The sequence below is a fragment of the Aeromonas sp. 11P genome, assembly GCF_051920165.1.
Lineage (GTDB): Bacteria > Pseudomonadota > Gammaproteobacteria > Enterobacterales > Aeromonadaceae > Aeromonas > Aeromonas veronii.
Window position 1 is genome coordinate 805818 of the sequence record NZ_JBQBDJ010000004.1, and the last position, 17185, is coordinate 823002.

Here is a 17185-nt window from a genome sequence, read left to right on the forward strand (position 1 = left end):
TACTTCTTGTTCAGGGCTTAGGCCAGAGTAAGGGCATCTTCCACCAAGGCTTTCTGCTGCTTGGCGTGGACGGACATGTAACCAACCGCCGGCGAGGCGGACGCCGGGCGACCGGCATAACGCAGGGTGGCTCCGGTCGGCAACACGTCATCGTAGTTGTGACGGGTGCAGTACCAGGCGCCCTGGTTTTGCGGCTCTTCCTGACACCAGACAAAATCGGTGACGTGGCTGTAATCGGCCAGAATGGCGCGCACTTCCTCTTCCGGGAAGGGGTAGAGCTGTTCGATCCGCACGATCGCCACATCCTTCTGTTCCGCCTTGCGACGGGCTTCGAGCAGGTCGTAATAGACCTTGCCGGAGCAGAAGACCACCCGCTTGACTGCTTTCGGATCCAGCGCATCGATCTCGCCAATGGCGTTCTGGAAAGTACCTTCCGCCAGCTCTTCGAGCTTGCTCACCGCCAGCGGATGGCGCAGCAGGGATTTGGGCGTCATGACGATGAGCGGACGGCGCATCGGACGTACCACCTGACGACGCAGCATATGGAACACCTGCGCCGGGGTAGAGGGCACGCACACCTGCATGTTGTGCTGGGCGCACATCTGCAAATAACGCTCCAGACGAGCGGAGGAGTGCTCCGGGCCCTGCCCCTCGTAACCGTGCGGCAGCAACATGGTCAGGCCGCACATCCGGCCCCACTTCTGCTCACCGGAGGAGAGGAACTGATCCACCACTACCTGGGCACAGTTGGCGAAATCGCCGAACTGGGCTTCCCAGATGGTGAGGCCAGCCGGCTCGGCGCTGGCGTAACCATATTCAAAGGCAAGTACCGCGTTCTCGGTCAGCACAGAGTCATACACCTCGAACGGGCCCTGCTCATCATGCAGGTTGCACAGCGGGGTGTAGGTGCTGGCATCGGTCTGGCTGTGGAGTACGGCGTGGCGGTGGAAGAAGGTGCCACGGCCGGAGTCTTCACCGGTAAAGCGGAGACGGGACCCCTTGTCCACCAGAGTGGCATAGGCCAGGGTCTCGGCAAAGCCCCAATCCACCAGCTTCTCGCCTGCGGCCATCAGACGGCGGTCTTCGTAAATCTTCTCGACCTGACGCTGCAGCACGTGGGTCGCCGGATACTGGCTCACCCGCTCGCCGAGGCTCTTGAGGTGATCCATCGGCACGGCACTCTCATAGGCCATGTTCCAGTCGTGGCCCAGATAAGGGGTCCAGTCGACGGAGTGCAGCTCCATCGGCCGCCACTCCTTGCTCACCCGCTCGCCGCGATCCAGCGCTTCGCGATACTCGTTGACCAGTTCGGTCGCCCGCTCCTGGGCGAGGCTCCCCTCGGCCACCAGCTGATCGGCGTAGATCTTGCGCGGGGTCGGGTGCTGCTTGATCTTCTGGTACATCAGCGGCTGGGTCGCGCTCGGCTCGTCCGCTTCGTTGTGACCGTGACGACGGTAGCAGACCAGCTCGATCACCACGTCGCGTTTGAAGGTGTTGCGGTAATCCAGTGCAATCTGGGTCACCAGCACCACGGCTTCCGGATCATCCCCGTTGACGTGCAGCACCGGCGCCTGCACCGCCTTGGCGATGTCGGTGCAATATTCGGTGGAACGCAGGTCACGGATATAGGAGGTGGTGAAACCAACCTGGTTGTTGATGACGATGCGCACCGTCCCGCCGACACCATAGGCACGGGTCTGGGACATGTTGAAGGTCTCGGCCACCACGCCCTGACCGGCCATGGCCGAGTCACCGTGAATGGTGATGGGCAGCACACTGGAACCATCCTTGTCACCACGACGATCCATACGGGCACGGACCGAGCCGATGACCACAGGGTTGACGATCTCGAGGTGAGAGGGGTTGAACGCCAGCGCCAGGTGGACGTTGCCACCCGGGGTGGCGAAGTCGGAGGAGAAGCCCATGTGGTACTTCACATCACCGGTACCCCAAGATTCGCCATGCTTGCCAGCAAACTCGTCGAACAGATCCTGAGCGCGCTTGCCCAGCACGTTGATCAGCACGTTGAGGCGACCGCGGTGGGCCATACCGATAACGGCCTCTTTGCAGCCCTGCTCACCGGCGCGACGGATCAGCTCCTTGAGCATGGGGATCATGGCGTCGCCACCTTCCAGCGAGAAGCGCTTGGCTCCTGGGAACTTGGCGCCCAGATATTTCTCCAACCCTTCGGCGGCGGTAAGGCTCTCGAGGAAACGGGTCTTCTCTTCGAGGGTGTAGCTCCCCTTCCCTTCAATGGACTCGAGACGCTGTTGCAGCCAGCGCTTCTCTTCCGTGGAGGTGAGGTGCATGTAGTCGGCGCCGATGGAGCCGCAATAGGTCTTCTTCAGCGAGGCGTAGAGGTCGGAGAGCACCATGGTCTCGCGACCGATGGCGTAGGAGCCCACATTGAAGGTGGCCTCCATGTCTGCGCCCTGCAGGTTGTGGAACGCGGGATCCAGTTCGGCAACGGTTTCACGCTGCCACAGGCCCAGCGGGTCCAGATTGGCATTCTGGTGACCACGGAAACGGAAGGCGTTGATCAGCTGCAATACCCGCACCTGCTTGGCATCCACTTGCGGATCGGAGACGGGGGCACTGTAGCGAGAGGGATCCTTGGCCAGACGACGGAAATAATCGCGGACCTGGGAGTGGGGTTGTTCAACCGCATGGCCATTGACCTGGGGCAGCTCGCTAAACAGGCTGCGCCACTCGTCGGACACGGAGTCAGGATTTTCCAGGAAGGATTCGTACAAATCCTCGATATAGCTTGCATTCGCACCAGCCAGGTGAGATGACTCCAACCAGGCCTTCATCACGCCGTTATGCATTTCTATCCCTTGTACTTCTTGTTACTGCTGCGCAGCTTGTAGGGGTCAAATAGCCATCCTGCCACGGGTGGGATGGCTATCCAGAGGTCGGGCCAGCACGTGGCCGGCCCTGATACTAAACAGCCCGATTGAGCAACATCGACTTGATCTGGCCAATCGCCTTGGTCGGGTTCAAGCCTTTCGGACAGACGTTCACGCAGTTCATGATGCCATGGCAGCGGAACACGCTGAATGCGTCGTCCAGATTCCCCAATCGTTCGGTGGTCGCGGTGTCGCGGCTGTCAGCCAGCCAGCGATAGGCGGCAAGCAGCCCGGCCGGACCGATGAACTTGTCGGGGTTCCACCAGAAGGAGGGGCACGAAGTGGAGCAGCAGGCACAGAGAATGCACTCGTACAGGCCATCCAGCTTGGCGCGCTCTTCGGGGGATTGCAGGTGCTCACGCACGGGCGGCAATTTGTCTTCATTGATGAGGAAGGGTTTGACCTTCTCCCACTGGGTGTAGAACTGGGTCATGTCGATCACCAGATCACGGATCACCGGCAGGCCGGGCAAGGGGCGGATAACGACGTTATTGCCCTTCTTCAGCAGGTCGGAGAGCGGGGTGATACAGGCAAGACCGTTCTTGCCATTCATGTTGAGACCGTCTGATCCACAGACCCCTTCGCGGCAAGAGCGGCGGAAGGCGAGCGTGGGATCCAGCTCTTTCAACTGGATCAGTGCGTCGAGCACCATCATGTCGGAACCTTCAGGAATATCAAGACGATATTCCTTCATATGGGGGACGTTATCAACATCCGGATTGTATCTGTAGACAGAGAATGTGACGTTCATAGGGCTGGCTCCGCAATCAGTAAGTCCGGACCTTGGGCGGGAACGCCTCACGGGTCTTGGGTGACATGTTGACAGCGCGACGGGTCATGGACTCGGTGTCCGGATGATAGAGGCTGTGGCACAGCCAGTTCTCATCGTCGCGATCCGGGAAGTCGAAGCGGCAGTGAGCACCGCGACTCTCGGTACGGAAGTTGGCGGCAACCGCCGTGGCAAACGCCGTCTCCATCAGGTTGTCCAGCTCCAGGCACTCGATGCGCTGGGTGTTGAACTCTTTGGAGGTGTCATCCAGACGGGCTGACTTGAGGCGTTCGCGGATAACCTTGAGCTCGGCCAACCCTTCTGCCATCGCCGCACCTTCGCGGAATACGGAGAAGTTGTTCTGCATGCAGCGCTGCAGGTCTTTGCGGATCTGCACCGGGTCTTCACCGTCACGGCAATTTTCCCAGCGGTTGAAGCGGGCCAATGCGGCATCCAGATCCGACTCGGAGGCATCGCGGCCGTGCTCCATCTCGCCCAGAGTGTTGACCAGATGCATACCAGCAGCGCGGCCGAACACCACCAGATCCAGCAGGGAGTTGCCGCCCAGACGGTTGGCGCCGTGCACCGAGACGCAGGCAATCTCGCCCACCGCAAACAGACCGACCACCGGCACGTCGTTGCCGTTCTTGTCCTGGGTCAGGCACTGGCCATTCACGTTGGTCGGCACGCCGCCCATCATGTAGTGGCAGGTCGGGATGATCGGGATCGGCTCTTTGACCGGATCCACGTGGGCGAAGGTGCGAGAGAGCTCGCAGATGCCCGGCAGACGGGATTCAAGCACCTCTTTACCGAGGTGATCCAGCTTGAGTTTGATGTGCGGGCCCCAGGGACCGTCGCAGCCACGCCCTTCGCGGATCTCGATCATGATGGAGCGGGCCACCACGTCGCGACCGGCCAGATCCTTGGCGTTGGGGGCATAACGCTCCATGAAGCGCTCGCCATCTTTATTGAGCAGATAACCGCCTTCACCGCGACATCCCTCGGTTACCAGCACCCCTGCCCCGGCGATGCCGGTCGGGTGGAACTGCCACATCTCCATGTCCTGCACGCCGACCCCGGCGCGCAGCGCCATGCCGACGCCGTCACCGGTGTTGATGTGGGCGTTGGTGGTGGACTGGTAGATGCGACCGGCGCCGCCAGTGGCCAGCACGGTGGCCTTGGCCTTGAAGTAGACCACTTCACCGCTCTCCATGTCGATGGCAGTACAACCCACCACATGGCCATCCTGGTTTTTCACCAGATCCAGCGCATACCACTCCGAGAAGACGGTGGTCTTGTTCTTGACGTTCTGCTGATAGAGGGTGTGCAGCAGGGCGTGGCCGGTACGGTCGGCAGCAGCCGCAGTACGGGCAGCCTGCTCGCCACCGAAATTCTTGGATTGACCGCCAAACGGACGCTGGTAGACAGTGCCGTTGTCGAAACGGGAGAAGGGCAAGCCCATGTTCTCCAGCTCATAGATGGCTTCGGGGCCAGTTTTGCACATGTACTCGATGGCTTCCTGATCACCGATGTAATCGGAACCTTTTACCGTGTCATACATATGCCACTGCCAGTTGTCATCATGGGCATTGCCCAGCGCAACCGTGATCCCGCCCTGAGCGGAAACAGTGTGAGAACGGGTTGGAAAAACCTTGGACAACAGAGCGCAGCTCTTGCCGGACTGGGCAATCTGCAGCGCGGCGCGCATACCGGCACCACCGGCACCAATCACCACCGCATCAAATTCACGAGTTGGAATAGTCACCTTACACACCCCACAGCACGACGAAACCCGTCATCAGATAGACAAACAGCACCACGACCAGGGCAAATTGCAGCGCCCCGCGCAGCCCTACCGGCTTGATATAGTCAGTCAGCACCTGCCACAGACCAATCCAGGCGTGGATCAGTACGCAGAGCAGGGTCAACAGGGTGAATACCTTGGTGAATATTTTGGCGAAGAAGCCTGCCCACACCTCGTAGGTGATGTCGTTGAACGCGACAAAGCCCACCAGATAGAGGACATAACAGGTCATGATGAGGGCGGTGGCGCGGATCAGGATGTAATCGTGAACGCCGCTGCGCCCGAAGGTTGCAGAATTGGTTACCATACAAGCACTCCCGCCAATACAGCCAGGATCGCGGTGATCACGAAGGCCACGCGGGCGCTCTGATTGCCGGATTCCAGCTCTTCCCAATAGCCCATATCCATGACCAGATGACGCAAGCCGCCCACAATGTGGTATGCCAGCGCAGTCAGGATCCCCCACAGCACGAGTTTGACCAGGAAGTTGTCCATGATGGCAACCACGGTTTCAAACCCTTCGGGAGAGGCGAGTGAAGTACCAAGCATCCACAGCAAGATGCCCAGTGCAACAAAGGTAATGACCCCTGAAACACGGTGCAGGATGGATGCAATGGCAGTGACAGGAAAGCTGATCGTCTGTAGGTCGAGGTTGACCGGTCTCTGTTTGTTTTTCACGCTTGCCCACTCAGCTCCATTGAGCACGTTAGTTATTGTTTTAACTCACACTTGAGGGCACGGAATGGTGATTGTTGGTTTTTTGTTACCAAAACACTCTGAAAAAGCCAAAACGCGAGTTTTCGTTTTCACATCAGGCTTTGCCAAAGCGTTTCAAACACCCGCAGCCATGACCCACGTGGCGCAGTATATCGGCGGCCTTAACCGAAGACAATCAATTAGCTACAAAGAAAACACAAAACCGCAAACTCGATCGCATATTTAATTTAACATTTCATTAATGCCATTAATGGGGTTTCAGCAAAATTGACATTGATAAGGAACTCTGTTTCAAATAAGGCGCTCCAGCCACTTCGGTATGGGTAACAACCTTTGCCAGCGTCATAAAAGTCGTAATAGAGTAGGACTGGAACCAAATTATAAAGAGCAAAGGAGACGTGCTATGGCTGATAAGATAGCCACCCTACACCTGCCCGGAAAAGATCCGGTCGAACTGCCGATCCTCTCCGGCACCATCGGCCCGGATGTCATCGATGTCAGAAAATTGGGATCACAGGGGTATTTCACCTTTGACCCCGGTTTTATGGCCACCGGTTCTTGCAAATCTGCCATTACCTACATTGACGGGGATCAGGGTGTCTTGCTGCACCGTGGTTACCCTATCGCCCAGTTGGCCACCCAGGCCACCTATCTGGAAGTCTGCTATATCCTGCTGTATGGCGAAGCGCCGACCAAGGCCCAATATGCCGAATTCGAACGCCTGGTCACCCGCCACACCATGGTGCACGAGCAGATCGCCTTCTTCTTCCGCGGCTTCCGTCGCGACTCCCACCCCATGGCCATCATGTGCGGTGTGGTGAGCGCCCTCTCCGCCTTCTATCACGATGCCCTCGACATCAACAACGAGCAGCATCGCGAGATCTGTGCCTTCCGTCTGCTCTCCAAGATGCCGACTCTGGCCGCCATGTGTTACAAGTACTCCATTGGCCAGCCGTTCATGCAGCCGCGTAACGCCCTCTCCTATGCCGGTAACTTCCTGCACATGATGTTTGGCGTGCCGACCGAAGAGTACAAGGTCAACCCCATCGTTGAACGCGCCATGGATCGTATCTTTACCCTCCATGCGGATCACGAGCAGAACGCCTCCACCTCCACCGTTCGTCTGGCTGGATCCTCCGGTGCCAACCCGTTCGCCTGTATCGCCGCGGGGATCGCCTCCCTGTGGGGACCGGCCCACGGTGGTGCCAACGAAGCCTGCCTGCGCATGCTGGAAGAGATCGGCTCGGTGGATCGCATCCCCGAGTACATCGCCAAGGCCAAGGACAAGAATGATCCGTTCCGTCTGATGGGCTTCGGTCACCGCGTCTACAAGAACCACGACCCCCGTGCCACCGTGATGCGCGAAACTTGCCACGAAGTACTGACCGAGCTGCAGATCAAGGATCCGCTGCTGGACGTGGCCATGGAGCTGGAGCGCATTGCGCTCTCCGACCCCTACTTCGTCGAGAAGAAACTCTACCCGAACGTAGACTTCTACTCCGGCATCATCATGAAGGCGATCGGCATCCCGATGAGCATGTTCACCGTGATCTTCGCCATCTCCCGCACCATCGGCTGGATTGCGCACTGGAACGAGTTCCACTCAGACCCGGACAGCAAGATCGGTCGCCCACGCCAGCTCTACGTAGGCCACCCGCTGCGCGAGTTCACTCCACTCGAGCAGCGCTAACCACTGCGCTGATATGGTTTGTTACAAAGGCGGTCATTGACCGCCTTTTTGTTTGCCGCTCTAATGCCTCCTTTCGCGTTAAGGAGTCCATTATGAAACCACTGTTTATCAGCGCAGCCTTGCTGCTGACCGCCTGCCAGAGCGCCCCCGTATCGTCACAGGGGGAGACCCTCTATATCAACAGCCAGTTGGTCGATTGCGTCGGAGTTGGCCCAATGCAGTGCATGCAGGTTCGCAGTGATGAGCAGCAGCCCTGGACGCTGTTCTACCAGAATATCGAAGGTTTCCAGTTCGAGCATGGCTATCGCTACCAGCTCACTGTCAGCAAGGAGCAGCTCACCGATGTGCCGGCCGATGCCCCCTCCCTGCGCTATCGGCTGATCAAGGTGGTGAACAAGGTCGCCAGCAAGTAACAAACACGCTCAAAAAAACGGGGGATGGCTGATGCCATCCCCCGTTGGTTTATGGGTACTGCGCCTCATCAGGCACGATCAGGTCGGCGCCAGCGCCATATGCAGCAGCGGATAGGGCTTGCCCTGACCATCCAGCGGCGAACGACCCGTCACGGTGAATCCCATCTTCAGATAGAAGCCCACCGCCTGTTCGTTCTGCTCGTTGACGTCAACCTGCGTCGCGCCGCCCTGCGTGATGGCATGGGCCACCAGCAAACGCCCCACGCCACTACCGCGCGCCTCGGGAGCCACAAACAGCATCTCCAGCTTGCCCTCGTGCACTCCGCTAAAACCCGTAATCTGCCCCTCTTCTGTGCGGGCACTGTGCAGTGTCACCGCATCGAAGTAGTGCTCCAGAATAAGCGGTTTAAGCGCAAGGATCTCGGACTCGGGCAGGAAGTGGTGGGTCGCCCGCACCGAGGCCTCTCACAGATCGATGAGGGTTTGATAATCATCCCCGTTTGCGTGTGCAATCTGCATGGTTGTTTATCCACTTTTTAACATGACTAACCTTCAGCGTTGTTCGCATTCGTTACCCATTACGAGGAGCGAACATGATGATGGCCATTCCAATCAGCGCAATGAACGAACCAACAAGATCCCACATACTCGGCCGAATACCATCCACTAACCAAAGCCAGAAGATGGCGACGAAGATATACACACCCCCATATGCCGCATAGACACGCCCTGCAGCGGTAGGATGCAACGATAGTAGCCAGGCAAACAGCATGAGACTCAATCCTGCGGGGATCAGTAACCAGATGCTGCGACCCTGAGTCAACCAGAGATATGGTAAATAACAGCCAAGGATCTCGAAAAAAGCCGTAATCAGAAACAAGGCTATCGTTTTTAGCTCAAGCATGACCGGGCTGTACCCCCTGAAAAATGGGGAATACTAAAGCAAGCCACTGGATAACGTAAGCCGAGCGATCTATTTGGCCGTCCATTCAAGCAAACCTTCAGCAACAAACCTGAGCAGTCTGCCCGGCTGGAGCAGGGCAGACTGTGGTTGATTAGCGAGCCTGTACCGCCTGCAGCAGCACCGACATATCAGCGCCAAAGTTGCGGCTGCGGATCGCCTCGCGGATCTCCGCTTCGCTATAACGGCTGCCCGGGTAGACCACTACGCAAGAGGTGTCGCCCGGTTTGAGGAAGTGGGTCTCGCCAAACGGGGTATAACGGGTAGCACCGATGCTGATGAGCGCATGGGGAGGATGCCCCGCCTGCGCCAGCAGCCCCTGAATGTGCTCCGCCGGACCTTCATCCTGTTGATGGTTGAACTTGTCGATGGCCCAGTCGAGCAGCTTGCCGTGGAAGTAGCTGTAGTCGATGGCGGCGCTGTCTACCCCGTAAGCGTGCAGCTCGCCATCGCGCTCCAGATAGCAGGCGATGCGATAGTCATCGAGCTCGCAACCGGCGGCAAAACCGGAGAGCGGCAGCAGATTGGCCGCCAACCCCTTGCTCTCTTCGCCCCAGTTCTTCTTCTCGCTGATCTTCTTGGCGTTGGGACGACGGATGGAGCAGTCGTTATAGGCGCCAAAGACACGGGGATGGATCGCCACCACCTGCTTGTCGGCATACTCCAGCTCGCACCAGAGGGCCACTTCCGGCTCAATCTGCACCTTCTCGTCACCGCTGACCGCCGCTTCCGGCAGGAAGATGGCGTTATTGCTCAGCGGGAACACCCCGAGCTGACCCGGATGGCCCGGCACGAAGAAGGGGAACAGCGCCTTGGGCGCGGTGGTATCGCGCACCACGACCGCCACGAAATCCGACGCTTCACCCGCCTGCTCCAGATGACCGGCAAAATTGCCCGCTACCCCGAGTCCGATAAACTTGCTCTCTGCTGTCACTTGCATCTTGCTCACCTGCATCTTGCCAACGCAAGGTAGCAGGCTTGTCGCCCACTACCGCTAAAGTGGCAAGATTAAACCACAAGGCCCCCGCCTTCGCCCAGTCCGGCCCTGCGGCGGTGTGCGCCAGCCCGCTTTTTTAGGGCTGAAAAGGCTGTAGCGAGACATCCCTTGCGCACTCATTCAGCTACGCGGTCACCGCGCTGGAAACAGTGCGTTTCCGGCCTATCCCCTCTTTCCCCTTGGGACTCAACTTCATCTTTGTTAGGCTGCCTGCCACACAGGCTCACAGAGGGATCTTCTTGATGTCACTGGCGCACTTTCAGGGCCGCTTCGAAGTCGAGTTCAAATATCAGCTGACGGATCGCCCCGCCTTCCTCAAGGCACTGCTCGCCCTCAATCCGGAGATCATGCTGGAGGATAATCTGGAGCAGGATCGCTACTTCGACACCCCAGACGATGCCCTTGCCCAAGCTGGCAAAAGTCTGGCTATCCGCACCATGCAGCCCTCCGGCATCCAGCTCTGGATCGTCAAGGGGCCCGAGAAGGATCGCTGCGAGGCAGTCAATATCAATGATGCGGACAAGGCCGTCAGCATGCTCTTAACCATGAACTACCGGCAAATACTCGAGATCACCAAAAGGCGCAGCATCTATTTCATTGGCCCATTTCACGTCACCCTGGATCATCTGGCCGAGATCGGGGATTTTGCCGAGCTCGCCATCATGACCGATGACGAGGAACGCCTCCCGGCGTTTCGCCAGCAACTGCTCGCGCTGGCAGATCAGTTGGGACTCTCTCCCGATGCGCAGGAGGCTCGCTCCTACCGCACCCTGTACACCCGGTACATGCAGACAATACACACCACACAACCAGAGGATGCTACTCAATGATCGACAAACTCGCCTGGCTCACCTTTAAAGATCAGCAACTGCTCTGCGCCCGCTCCCACGGCAAGGCGATCTATTACATCCCTGGCGGCAAGCGGGAACCGGGTGAGAGCGACGAGGCGGCGCTAATCCGCGAGATTGAGGAGGAGCTGGCCGTCACCCTGCAGCCCGATACCCTGCACTTTGCCTGCGAGTTCTGCGCCCAGGCCGATGGCAAACCGGCAGGAGTCGAGGTGAGACTGCGCTGTTACACCGGCGAAGCGAGCGGCACCCCAATCGCCTCGGCAGAAATTGCCGAGCTGCGCTGGCTCGACAGCTCTCACCTCGATGAACTCTCCCCCGTCTCCCGCTTGCTGTTTACCTGGCTGGTTGAGCAGGGGCTGATCCGCTGACATGCCGTACTCGCGGCGAGCATAAGTACCCACCTCAAATTAACCAGCGGTGGCAATCAGCCACATAACAACGCAACGATAAGGATGTCAGATGGACATTGTGGAAGTTAATAGCGCAGCAACCTACCAAAGCGCGCTCATCATCCTGCTGCAAGATTGTGTCGATAGCGGCGCCTCGGTCGGTTTTTTACCACCGCTGATCAAGGAGGAATCTGCCCGCTACTGGCAAGGAGTTGAAGCGGATCTGGCAGCAGGTCACCGAAAGCTGTGGCTGGCCCTTGAGCAACAACAGCTAGTGGGAGCGGTTCAGCTCGCGCTCTGTGGCAAGGCCAACGGTCACCACCGGGCCGAAGTGGAAAAACTGATGGTACTGCAAACGGCGAGAGGCAAAGGTGTCGGTCGTGCGCTGATGCAGGCAATGGAACAAGGCGCCCATGCCTCGGGCCGTTCGCTGCTGGTGCTGGATACTCGCGCCGGTGATGTGGCCTCCCACCTCTATCGTCAACTCGGCTATCTGGAGGCGGGCCAGATCCCGCGCTTTGCACGCAACGCAGATGGCACCCTTGCTGCGACTGTCATCTTCTACAAACCGCTCTGACCATCCCCTATCCCTTATCCAAATACAGCAGGGCCGCACCAAGCGGCCCTGCTTGTTTCCAGCGTGACTGTTTGCTATAGCAATATGGCTTGCGACGGATTGCCACGATACGGCCATTGCTCCTATATGCCTCAACACCGCCAATTGCTCGCCCCAAAATACAACCAAACAAACAGAAAGATTAATTAATGATTAAAACGCCCCCCTTTTCTTCTTCATCTATTGCCTCATCAGGCGTATCGTGAGAGACCCATTTGATAATCAAATCTATGTTGTTCACTGCCTTGAGGAATAATGGATGCCCACTTTGCCCCGTACAGTTACCTCCCCCAAAAAGTTCATCATCGGTCAACACCTTCTCCCGCAACTCCATGAGCACGTTAAAGATTTTGGTGACTATGCGTTGCTCATCAGCGATGAGTTCATTCTGGAGCGGGTACGGGAAGAAGCTTTGGCGGGGCTCCTGCAGGCAGGCCTCAGGGGAGTGGTCGACAAGTTTCGCTACGAATGTACCGAACAAGAGATCCACCGCCTGACCCACCTTGCAGAGCAATATGGTACGAACGTGATTGTCGGGATCGGCGGCGGCAAGACGCTGGATGTCGCCAAGGCCGTGGCCTTCTATCTGCGCCGTCCGGTTGTGCTGTTCCCGACGATTGCCTCCACAGATGCCCCCTGCACGGCACTGGCGGTGATCTACAACCAGGCGGGGGAATTTGAGCGCTATCTGTTCCTGCCGCAAAATCCGGACGTGGTGCTGGCTGACACTGCCATCATTGCCGCCGCCCCTCCCCGCTTCTTTTCCGCAGGCGTCGGCGATGCCCTGGCCACCTATTTCGAGGCGCGCGCCTGCTATCGGGCGGACGGGCTCAATCTGGTCGGCAAGCGTCCTTCACGCACTGGCCTTGGCCTGGCACAGCTCTGTTACGAGCTGCTTGGTGAGAACATCGAGCTGGCCATGGATGCGATACGCCACCATGTCTCGACTCCGGCGTTGGAGCAGGTTATCGAGGCCACCATCTACCTCAGCGGGGTCGGCGCCGAAGCCGGTGGACTGGCCGCCGCTCATGCCGTCAACAACGGCATGTCACTGATCCCGGAGCTCCATCGTGCCCAGCATGGCGAGAAGGTGGTCTTCGGCCTGCTGACCCAACTTGTGCTTGAGCGCGCCCCGCAACATGAACTTGATGAGGTGTTTCGCATCATCGACTGTGCAGGCCTGCCCATGACACTGCAAGAGTTGGGGCTCACCCACTTTGATGAAAGCGAGTGGCGCAAGGTGGCGCAGCTGGCCTGCGATCCCCTCGATACCATGGGCAACATGCCGATGACAGTGAGTGAACAGGATGTCTACGCCGCCGTGGTAGCGGCCAATGCCATGGCTGAGCGTTATCGCCTCCGCCATCCCCGCATCTGATTGCTTGCCGCACTAAATAGGCAAACAGTAAAAAGGCTTGCCCATTGGCAAGCCTTTTTCATCTGCATCCCACCCCCTTGTCGGGATAGACGAAAGTCCGCGTTGACTCAGGGGAGTTTCACCGCTCGCACTGCAACCTCTGGCAGGGCGAAGGCATCTTGCGCGGCGATGAGTTGCAGCTCGTAAGCCTGCTGGCGCCAGGTCTCCTGCAGCACCGCATCCACCGAGGCGTTGGTGCGCTCGAACGCGCTGACCGCATCGTGACCGGCCAGTAAATTGGCCAGCATCAGGGCGCTGATAAGATCGCCAACCCCTACCGGCTGGCGGGCAAAGTCATAAAGCGGACGGGCAATCAGGTAATCCCCTTGCGGGGTGGCCAGCAGCATCTCGAAGCGGCTGGAGTCCTGCGCCGCACGACCGAGATGCTTGACCAGCACCAGCTTGACGCCGCGGGCCAGCAGCTGATGGGCAGCCGCGCGGGTCTGATCCAGATCAGCCAGATGGGTATCGCAGAGGGTCTCCAGCTCCAGCAGGTTGGGGGCCATCATGTCGGCCACCGGCAGCGCCTGCTCGGTCAGGAAACGGGTGACGCCAGGAGCGACGATACACCCCTTCTCCGGGTGACCCATCACGGGGTCGCAGAAGTAGATGGCATCCGGGTTGGCCTCCTTGACGGCGTTGACCACGGTCAGGATCTCGTCCCCCTGCTCGGCGGAGCCAAGGTAGCCGCTCAGCACGGCGTCACACTGGCTCAACACCTCGATATTGCCCAATCCTTTCACCAGCGCACTGATATGACCCGCCGGCATCGCCATCCCCTGCCACCCCTGGGCATATTGGGTGTGGTTGGAAAACTGCACCGTGTTGATGGGCCATACATCCATGCCGAGGCGGCGCATGGGGAAGACGGCCGCGCTGTTGCCGGCACAACCAAAGACCACGTGGGACTGAATAGAGAGAACGGATTTCATCGGGAATACCACAGCAAAGGATCAGCAAGGTGGGCAATATATCGGATGAAGATAACGATGCGCCACCTTGGCGCGGGATGAACAGGCAATTTCCTGACGAAAGACAGGTTTTTTGCGCCATTTGGCCCGCGTCCACAGGGTGAGCGGCGCCATGATGCGCCGCATCACCGTCCATCACATGCCATTGTGCTCTACAGCATGAGAGGCAAAGTGATAGACCCATCCCTCATCACACGGCATGTCACTGGGTGGCGAAATCAGCTCAGGCAACACAGTCACCTTGCCACCAGCGGCATATTGCAGCGCCATCAGGGCGCAGAGCGCCGCATCGTAGCGATCGGTGCCGACCAGCACGTCCGCAGGCAGCAGCGCCGCCAGCTCGGGCCGTGCCGGGGAGGCCTTGCCACCCACTTTGGCCAGTGCCGGATAGACCTCCAGCACGGCACGACTGGCCTTCGGGGCAACAGTCGGCACCAGTTGCAGATCCGAGAGTCGCGGCAACATGGAGAGCGCCAGGGTGGCGTTGTTGCCGAGCCGGTCGAAGGTAGCCGACAGCGGCTTCTTGCCGTACTGCTGATACAACCAGCGCTCGCAGTCACGATAGGCGTAGGGGTTATCTATCTCCCGCTCGGGCACGGCGCAGCTATGTGGCTGGCCGTTGAGCAGATCCCGCAAGGCGCGGGGAAAGGCGAGCGGCGCATCGATACCGAGCGCCAGTTGCGGGCAGGCTTCTATCTGCATCAGGGTCAGCTCGTTTTGCAGGGCCGGACGCAACAGGGCGGCCAGATCCGGCGCCACCCGCGAGCTCAGACGAAACAGCGGCGACACCCCGAGCCAGTGCAGGCGGTTGGAGTCGGCCTGCCAGCCCACCACGGCCACCGCCTGGGCACTGCCCTGCCAGCCACGCACATCCCAGCCGATCCCGATTGCACTCATCTGCCCTGCCGTCATCAATTACCTCTGTTCGCCTGTCACAAGTTGCAAGAGGCACAGGGTAATCAGCAGAGGCCCTTAACGCAAAGCGAACCGCCCAATCAGAACGATTTCTGGAAGTTCACCAGCGGCAGAATGGGGAAAACGCCGTTGGCGGCATAGTTGGCCAGCCCGATCTGCAAGCCGTCGAGGTGCTTGGTCGCATTGATAAAGCCAATCTGGAAGGTGGTACGCTCGGCATAGTTGACGAAGCCAACGTTGGCCAGCGCATTGCCCTTGGCGATATTGACCGCCCCCCAGTTAAGCCCCTGTACATTGTTGGTCAGGTTGACCAGCCCCAGATTGACGCCGGTATCCTGCCCTTCGTGCCAGTTGATGGCGTTGATAGCGACCCCGCCAAACTGGTGACGCACCCGACCAGCACCGAGGAAAATTCCGAGCTGCAGACCGCTGAACTGATCCACATCGGAGAGGGCGAAGATCGGCAGATCAATGCCCTTCACCTGACCGGTCCTGCCGTAGAGCAGCGAGGCGCGCGCTCCTTCCACCTGATGGGACGCGGGCAAATTGACCCCGGGCAGCGAGACCTGCACCGGAGTACTGGCCTGCGCGACACCGCACAGAGTCAGGGCGCTGCATGCCAGCAGCAGGCGGGAGAGTGTCATGGAAAGTTCCTTGGGCCATTGAGAGTGGCCCGATCCTAACAGTCAGGGGAGAGTGTGGGCACACCAGCAGGGACGAGGTGCGTCACGATACGTCACGATTGGCCCTCTCACCTCTCCATCAGGTCTTGCGAAAGCGCCACCTAAAGGACAATCAGCCACTTTTTCGCAGCGAGTGGCCCCTCTTCCTTTCTTTGCCTGAGCGAACTGCCTAAAATAGTCGCCCTGCTGTATCCGGCATTCATCCATCTAGAGGATTTCCCATGGAGACGTTTCTGCTCGAAGGTCACCCCTTCGTTGCCTTGTGTGATCTTATCAAACATCAGGGGTGGGCCGATTGTGGCGGCGCCGCCAAAGCCCTCGTTGCCGAAGGGCTGGTCGAGGTGGACGGTCAGGTCGAGACCCGCAAGCGCTGCAAGATCGTGGCCGAACAGGTGGTCAACTTCAACGGCATGAAGGTCGTGGTGAAAGAGGGTGTCAGCCCGGAGATTGGCTAAACCCGTTTCGGGGAGCCACTCTCCGGCAACCCGCTAGCTGGCCTTGATCGACAGGGTCAGCACAAAACGCGCCATCGCCTCATCCCCGTTCAATGACGGACAGGTGGCCACCACCCGGATGGGGCGATTGATGCGCTGACCGCTCGCCAGCGACTCGTCGATCATGGCGTCAATCTCCTCCCCCGCTGCGCAGTCGAACTGCACATCCCCCTCCGGTCGTTTCAAAAACTCCCCCTGCACATCCTTGAAGGCGAAGTGCACCTTCTTGCGCCGCTGCCGCCCCTTCTCCATCACCAGCAGACCGCCCACCAGATCGGCGCCGGTCGCCAGCGCACCAAAATACATGCTGCCCAGATGGTTGCGGGTACGCCAGCCAAGGGGAATGCGAATGCGCAGCGCCTTGGCGTTCATCTCTTCGATGATCGGGGCACAAAACCCGATGACGGGAATGTAGCGCCAGGCAAACAGCCGAAGCGCCAGATTGGCTTTGAAGCGTTGCAAATCCATATGCGAACTGATCCGATGAGTTAATGTAAACAACATGTTGCCTGCATCTGCGCCATTCGACAAGCACAGGGATCACGGTTACGACCTTTTGTCCAACGCAAAAAAACAGAGGGAACCGCAT

General features: G+C 58.9%; 18 protein-coding genes and 1 pseudogene. 7 read left to right on the forward strand and 12 right to left on the reverse strand.

Annotation, left to right across the window (positions count from 1 at the left end):
* Positions 1 to 17: 17 nt before the first annotated feature.
* From sucA to sdhC, 5 genes are all read right to left on the reverse strand, one after another.
* A complete protein-coding gene (gene sucA, locus ACTG1P_RS03840; protein ID WP_440000529.1) occupies positions 18 to 2828 on the reverse strand; it encodes a 2-oxoglutarate dehydrogenase E1 component in 2811 nt (936 codons plus the stop codon).
* A 115-nt stretch (positions 2829 to 2943) separates the two neighbouring features.
* On the reverse strand, positions 2944 to 3660 hold the full coding sequence (locus tag ACTG1P_RS03845; protein WP_204383346.1) for a succinate dehydrogenase iron-sulfur subunit: 717 nt from the start codon (positions 3658 to 3660) through the stop codon (positions 2944 to 2946).
* A 16-nt stretch (positions 3661 to 3676) separates the two neighbouring features.
* Entirely contained in the window at positions 3677 to 5443 is a 1767-nt protein-coding gene (sdhA, locus tag ACTG1P_RS03850) for a succinate dehydrogenase flavoprotein subunit (protein ID WP_440000530.1), read from the reverse strand.
* A gap of 1 nt (position 5444) precedes the next feature.
* On the reverse strand, positions 5445 to 5789 hold the full coding sequence (gene sdhD / locus ACTG1P_RS03855; protein WP_374838425.1) for a succinate dehydrogenase, hydrophobic membrane anchor protein: 345 nt from the start codon (positions 5787 to 5789) through the stop codon (positions 5445 to 5447).
* The gene (gene sdhC / locus ACTG1P_RS03860; RefSeq protein WP_005333571.1) at positions 5783 to 6160 is read right to left on the reverse strand and encodes a succinate dehydrogenase cytochrome b556 subunit; all 378 of its coding nucleotides are present in this window, start codon (positions 6158 to 6160) and stop codon (positions 5783 to 5785) included. The genes sdhD and sdhC overlap by 7 nt, the downstream gene beginning before the upstream one ends.
* Before the next feature lie 442 nt (positions 6161 to 6602).
* On the opposite strand from sdhC, the gene ACTG1P_RS03865 reads away from it, so the two are divergent.
* Both ACTG1P_RS03865 and ACTG1P_RS03870 read left to right on the forward strand, forming a co-directional pair.
* Complete coding sequence (locus tag ACTG1P_RS03865; RefSeq protein ID WP_005333572.1) at positions 6603 to 7889, forward strand: citrate synthase; 1287 nt, start codon at positions 6603 to 6605, stop codon at positions 7887 to 7889.
* Between the two features lie 92 nt (positions 7890 to 7981).
* Entirely contained in the window at positions 7982 to 8302 is a 321-nt protein-coding gene (locus ACTG1P_RS03870) for a DUF4377 domain-containing protein (protein ID WP_440000531.1), read from the forward strand.
* Positions 8303 to 8380: 78 nt separating this feature from the next.
* Here ACTG1P_RS03870 and ACTG1P_RS03875 read toward each other — a convergent pair.
* The 3 genes and pseudogenes from ACTG1P_RS03875 to ACTG1P_RS03885 all read right to left on the reverse strand — a co-directional run bounded on the left by ACTG1P_RS03875 (position 8381) and on the right by ACTG1P_RS03885 (position 10203).
* A pseudogene (locus tag ACTG1P_RS03875) lies at positions 8381 to 8821 on the reverse strand (acetyltransferase).
* A 52-nt stretch (positions 8822 to 8873) separates the two neighbouring features.
* Positions 8874 to 9206 (reverse strand): YnfA family protein, encoded by a 333-nt coding sequence (locus tag ACTG1P_RS03880; protein WP_440000532.1) that lies wholly within the window; start codon positions 9204 to 9206, stop codon positions 8874 to 8876.
* Between the two features lie 151 nt (positions 9207 to 9357).
* Entirely contained in the window at positions 9358 to 10203 is an 846-nt protein-coding gene (locus ACTG1P_RS03885) for a DUF5718 family protein (RefSeq protein WP_440000533.1), read from the reverse strand.
* Positions 10204 to 10502: 299 nt separating this feature from the next.
* Here ACTG1P_RS03885 and cyaB point away from each other — a divergent pair, with 299 nt between their 5' ends.
* The 4 genes from cyaB to ACTG1P_RS03905 all read left to right on the forward strand — a co-directional run bounded on the left by cyaB (position 10503) and on the right by ACTG1P_RS03905 (position 13494).
* Complete coding sequence (cyaB, locus tag ACTG1P_RS03890; protein ID WP_440000534.1) at positions 10503 to 11090, forward strand: class IV adenylate cyclase; 588 nt, start codon at positions 10503 to 10505, stop codon at positions 11088 to 11090.
* Positions 11087 to 11479 (forward strand): NUDIX hydrolase, encoded by a 393-nt coding sequence (locus tag ACTG1P_RS03895; RefSeq protein WP_440000535.1) that lies wholly within the window; start codon positions 11087 to 11089, stop codon positions 11477 to 11479. Before cyaB ends, ACTG1P_RS03895 begins: the two co-directional genes overlap by 4 nt.
* Before the next feature lie 91 nt (positions 11480 to 11570).
* The gene (locus tag ACTG1P_RS03900) at positions 11571 to 12077 is read left to right on the forward strand and encodes an N-acetyltransferase family protein (RefSeq protein ID WP_440000536.1); all 507 of its coding nucleotides are present in this window, start codon (positions 11571 to 11573) and stop codon (positions 12075 to 12077) included.
* A 298-nt stretch (positions 12078 to 12375) separates the two neighbouring features.
* A complete protein-coding gene (locus ACTG1P_RS03905; protein ID WP_440000537.1) occupies positions 12376 to 13494 on the forward strand; it encodes a glycerol dehydrogenase in 1119 nt (372 codons plus the stop codon).
* Positions 13495 to 13601: 107 nt separating this feature from the next.
* Here ACTG1P_RS03905 and pdxY read toward each other — a convergent pair whose 3' ends face one another.
* The 3 genes from pdxY to ACTG1P_RS03920 all read right to left on the reverse strand — a co-directional run bounded on the left by pdxY (position 13602) and on the right by ACTG1P_RS03920 (position 16063).
* Positions 13602 to 14465, reverse strand: coding sequence for a pyridoxal kinase PdxY (gene pdxY / locus ACTG1P_RS03910; protein WP_440000539.1), 864 nt, complete (start codon positions 14463 to 14465; stop codon positions 13602 to 13604).
* 174 nt (positions 14466 to 14639) lie between these two features.
* Positions 14640 to 15416 carry a DUF429 domain-containing protein gene (locus ACTG1P_RS03915; protein WP_440000540.1) on the reverse strand — a complete coding sequence of 259 codons (777 nt, stop codon included), beginning with the start codon at positions 15414 to 15416 and terminating at the stop codon, positions 14640 to 14642.
* A gap of 83 nt (positions 15417 to 15499) precedes the next feature.
* Positions 15500 to 16063 carry a VC2662 family protein gene (locus ACTG1P_RS03920; RefSeq protein ID WP_005333596.1) on the reverse strand — a complete coding sequence of 188 codons (564 nt, stop codon included), beginning with the start codon at positions 16061 to 16063 and terminating at the stop codon, positions 15500 to 15502.
* A 260-nt stretch (positions 16064 to 16323) separates the two neighbouring features.
* Here ACTG1P_RS03920 and ybcJ point away from each other — a divergent pair, with 260 nt between their 5' ends.
* Positions 16324 to 16557 (forward strand): ribosome-associated protein YbcJ, encoded by a 234-nt coding sequence (ybcJ, locus tag ACTG1P_RS03925; protein ID WP_005361116.1) that lies wholly within the window; start codon positions 16324 to 16326, stop codon positions 16555 to 16557.
* A 33-nt stretch (positions 16558 to 16590) separates the two neighbouring features.
* On the opposite strand, the gene ACTG1P_RS03930 is transcribed toward ybcJ, so the two are convergent.
* Complete coding sequence (locus tag ACTG1P_RS03930) at positions 16591 to 17064, reverse strand: DUF4442 domain-containing protein (protein ID WP_005352552.1); 474 nt, start codon at positions 17062 to 17064, stop codon at positions 16591 to 16593.
* Positions 17065 to 17185: the final 121 nt, after the last annotated feature.